The sequence below is a fragment of the Streptomyces sp. SID5785 genome (assembly GCF_009870065.1).
Classification (GTDB): domain Bacteria; phylum Actinomycetota; class Actinomycetes; order Streptomycetales; family Streptomycetaceae; genus Streptomyces.
This window is the reverse complement of sequence record NZ_WWIA01001140.1, coordinates 1-4,377: the sequence shown is the minus strand read 5'-3', so window position 1 is coordinate 4,377 and position 4,377 is coordinate 1. Positions and strand designations below refer to the sequence as shown.

Here is a 4,377-nt window from a genome sequence, read left to right as displayed (position 1 = left end):
CCAGCACGCCGTGTCCGGCACGCCACGGTGTCGGCACCGCACACCCGCACGCACCCGTGACAGCACGTCAGAAACCGTAGTGCAGCTAGGAGTACGCACCTCATGACCGTTCCCACCGCCACCCCCGCCGAGACCGACGTCCTGATCACGGGCGGCGGCGTCGGCGGTGTGGCCGCCGCCCTGGCGGCCTGCCGCGCGGGGCGCACCGTCGTCCTGACCGAGGAGACCGACTGGATCGGCGGCCAGCTCACCTCGCAGGCCGTGCCGCCCGACGAGCACCCCTGGGTCGAGGAGTTCGGCGTCACGGCGTCCTACCGCGCCGTCCGCGAAGGGATCCGGGACCACTACCGCCGCTGGTACCCGCTGCGCGCCGAGGCCCTCGGCCTCGACCGGCTCAACCCCGGCGCCGGCCGCGTCAGCAAGCTCTGCCACGAGCCGCGCGTCGCCCTCACCGTCCTGGATTCGATGCTCGCCCCGCACGTCGCCGCGGGCCGTCTCACCCTGCTCACCCACACCCGTCCGGTCGCCGCGGAGACCGACGGCGACCTCGTGCGCGCCGTCACCGTCGAGGACGTCCGCGACGGCGACCGGCACACCGTGAGCGCCGCCTACGTCGTGGACGCCACCGAGACCGGCGAACTCCTCGAACTCGCCGGAGTGGAACACGCCCTGGGCGCCGAGTCCCGCGCCGAGTTCGACGAGCCGCACGCCCCCGAGACCGCCGACCCGCTCAACCAGCAGGGCATCACGGTCTGCTTCGCGCTCTCCCACCACGAGGGCGAGCACCACGTCATCGACCGGCCGGCCGACTACACGTTCTGGCGCTCCTACCGCCCCGACTTCTGGCCCGGTCCGCTGCTTGGCTTCCTGGCCCCCGACCCGCGCTCCCTCGCCCCCGTGCCGCGCACCTTCGAACCCAACCCCGACGTCGACCCGCTCGGTGTCGACGCCGACCAGAGCGCCGACGCAGGAGACAAGGAACTCTGGGGCTTCCGCCGCATCCTGGCCCGCAGGCTGCACCGCCCCGGGGCGTTCGACTCCGACATCACCCTCGTCAACTGGCCTCTCAACGACTACTGGCTCAAGCCACTCGTCGGCGCCGGCAAGGAGACCGCACGCGCCGCCGTCGCCGAGGCCCGTCAGCTGTCCCTGTCCGTCCTGTACTGGCTGCAGACCGAGGCTCCGCGCCCCGACGGCGGCACCGGCTTCCCCGGCCTGCGGCTGCGCCCCGACGTCACCGGGACCGCCGACGGCCTCGCCAAGGCGCCGTACGTCCGCGAGGCCCGCCGCATCAAGGCCGTCACCACCGTCACCGAGCACGACGTCGCGATCGACCTCGTCGGCCCCTACGGCGGCACCCGCCACCGCGACTCGGTCGGCGTCGGCGGCTACCGCATCGACCTGCACCCCTCCACGGGCGGCGACAACTACATCGACATCGGCTCCGTGCCCTTCGAGATCCCGCTCGGCGCCCTGCTGCCGCGCCGGGTGCGCAACCTGCTGCCCGCCGGCAAGAACATCGGCACCACGCACATCACGAACGGCTGCTACCGCCTCCACCCCGTCGAGTGGAACGTCGGCGAGGTCGCCGGCGCCCTCGCCGCGCACTGCCTGGAGGAGGGCGTGCGCCCGCACCAGGTGCAGGAGGAGGACAAGCGCCTCGCCGAGTTCACCCGGCTCCTGGACCGGGCCGGCGTGCAGCGCCACTGGCCCGACGTACGCGGCTACTGAGCCGCCTCGCGCTGTTCCGCACCGCCCAGCACTGTCCCGCACCGTCCCGCACCGCCCGCGCACGACCGACACAAGGAGGTGTCCTCACCATGGCCCCATCGCACCGCATCCGCGTCGGCATCGACGTGGGCGGGACCTTCACCGACGCCGTGGCCGTCGACTCCGGCACGCTGGAGCTCGTCGCCCAGGTGAAGGTGCCCACCAGCCACCACCACGAGGACGGCGTCGCCCACGGCATCGTCGAGGCCCTCGACCGGCTCCTCAAGGACGTCGGCCGCGCTCCCGAGGACGTCGCCTTCCTCGCCCACGGCACGACCCAGGCCACCAACGCCCTCCTGGAGGGCGACGTCGCGCCCGTCGGCCTCATCGGCATCGGCTCCGGACCCGGCGCGGTGTCCACCAGGCGCCTCGCCCGGCTCGCCGCGCTCGAGCTCACGCCCGGCAAGCGGTTCCCGCTGCACTACGCCCATGTCACCGACCCGGACGACGAGGAGGCCGTCCGCGCCGCCGCGGACACCGTGGTCCGCGCGGGCGCCGAAGTCCTCGTCGCCAGCGAGCCGTTCAGCGTCGACGTGCCCGACGGCGAACGGGCCGTCGCGGCGGCCGTGCGCGAGCGCGGCCTGCCCGTCACCGCGGCGCACGAGATCACCTCCCTGTACGGGCTGCGCAAGCGCACCCGCACCGCCGTCGTCAACGCGGCGATCCTGCCCCGCATGCTGGCCACCGCCGACCTCGTCGACCGCAGCATCGCGGCCGCCGGTGTGACCGCGCCGCTGATGGTGATGCGCTGCGACGGCGGCGTCATGTCCCTGGACGAGATGCGCCGCAGACCGCTGCTCACCGTCCTGTCCGGCCCCGCGGCCGGGGTCGCCGGTGCCCTCATGCAGGAACGGGTCAGCGAGGGCGTGTTCCTGGAGACCGGCGGCACCTCTACCGACATCAGCGTCGTGCGGCGCGGCAAGGTCGCCGTCCGGCACGCCACCGTCCTCGGCCGCTCCTCCTACCTGTCCGCCCTCGACGTACGCACCGTCGGTGTCGGCGGCGGCTCCCTGGCCAGGATCGCCGACGGCCGGGTGCACGCCGTGGGCCCGCGCAGCGCCCACATCGCCGGGCTCCCCTACGCCTGCTTCGCCGACCCCGATGACCTGCGCGACGCGACGCTCACCACGATCGCCCCGCTCGACGGCGACGCCGGGGACCACGCCGTCCTCGACGCCGCAGGCGGCCGCTTCGCACTCACCCTGACCTGCGCGGCCAACGCCCTCGGCCTCGTCCCCGACGGCGACTTCGCCGCCTGCGACCGCGCCGTGGCCCGCACCGCCCTGGCCCCGCTCGCCGCCGCCCTCGGCACCGACGTCGACGGCGCCGCGCGTCAGCTGCTCGACGCCGGGATCAAGCAGGTCCAGGACGTCACCGACCAGATGATCGGCGACTACCGCCTCGACCGGGACACCGCCGTCCTCGTCGGCGGGGGAGGCGGCGCCGCGTCGGTCACCCCGCACCTGGCCGCCACCACCGGCCTGCCCGGCCGGATCGCCGCCCATAACGAGGTCATCAGCCCCATCGGCGTCGCCCTCGCCCTCGTCCGCGAACAGATCGAGCGCATCGTCCCCGGCGCCTCCCAGGAGCAGATCCTCGCGGTGCGCGGCGAGGCCGAGGCCGCCGTCGTCGCCCAGGGCGCCGACCCCGGCGCCGTCGAGGTCGAGGTCACCGTCGACCCGCAGACCAACACGGTCCGCGCGGTCGCCACCGGCGCCACCGAACTGCGCACCCAGGACCGCTCGCGCCGGGCCGGCGACGACGAACGCCTCGCCGCCGCCGCGGCCAGCCTCAAGACCGACCCGGCGCACGTCCGGGTGCTCGCCACCACCCCCGCGCACACCGTCTACGGAACCGACCTCAAGCGGCGCCTGCGCCGCACCCGCCGGCCCGTGCGCGTCCTGGACGCCGACGGCGTCGTCCGGCTGCACTCCGCCGACGCGGACGTCGCCACGACCACCGTCGCCGAGGCGCCCGAACTGCTCACCCGCCTGGTCACCGCGGCCACCTCCTACGGGGACGGCGGCGTCCGCGCCCCCGCGCTGCGGCTCCTGCTCGGCTCGCGTATCGCCGACCTGTCCGGCGTCCTCGACACCGGTCCGCTGCTCGCGCTGGCCCGCAGCGAACTGCGCGCCCGCGCCGCGGACGAACCCGTCGTCGCCGTCGTGGAGGTCCGCGCATGAGCACCCGGGCCCGCACCCGGAGCGCCCTGGAGCGGCTGACCCCGGCCCGCCGCGAGGCGCTGCGCGCCGAGTGCGCGGGCCTGGCCGCCCTGGACGACGCCGCGTTCGGCGTGCGCCTCCTGGCCGGCACGCCGACGCACGAGACACGCGACCCGGCGCTGCTGCGCCGATGGGCCCGCACCGCCACCGAGTTCGGGACGCAGCTCGCGGACCGCCCGGACCTCACCCACGGGCCCGCGCTGCACGTCACCACCGCCACCGGCGGACTGGACCGGCTGCTGCTCGCGCGCTACGTCTCCCGACCCCGGCCCACCGTCGAGCTGTTCACCGACACGCTCGCGCTCGGCGAGGACCTCGTCGACCTGCTCGGCTGGCGCGCCCTGTACCCGGCGGGCGCCGTCCGGGCCGCCGCGCTCGCGCACGA

At 75.3% G+C, this 4,377-nt stretch carries 2 protein-coding genes and 1 pseudogene; all 3 read left to right on the top strand.

From position 1 onward, the window contains the following. Positions 1 to 102 precede the first annotated feature (102 nt). Positions 103 to 1,731, top strand: a complete 1,629-nt coding sequence (locus tag GTW43_RS37050) for an FAD-dependent oxidoreductase (protein ID WP_161306351.1) — start codon at positions 103 to 105, stop codon at positions 1,729 to 1,731. An 89-nt stretch (positions 1,732 to 1,820) separates the two neighbouring features. After that, entirely contained in the window at positions 1,821 to 3,953 is a 2,133-nt protein-coding gene (locus tag GTW43_RS37045; RefSeq protein ID WP_161306350.1) for a hydantoinase/oxoprolinase family protein, read from the top strand. Then, positions 3,950 to 4,377: pseudogene (locus tag GTW43_RS37040) on the top strand (hypothetical protein); the annotation flags it as partial. The gene GTW43_RS37045 and the pseudogene GTW43_RS37040, both read left to right, overlap by 4 nt.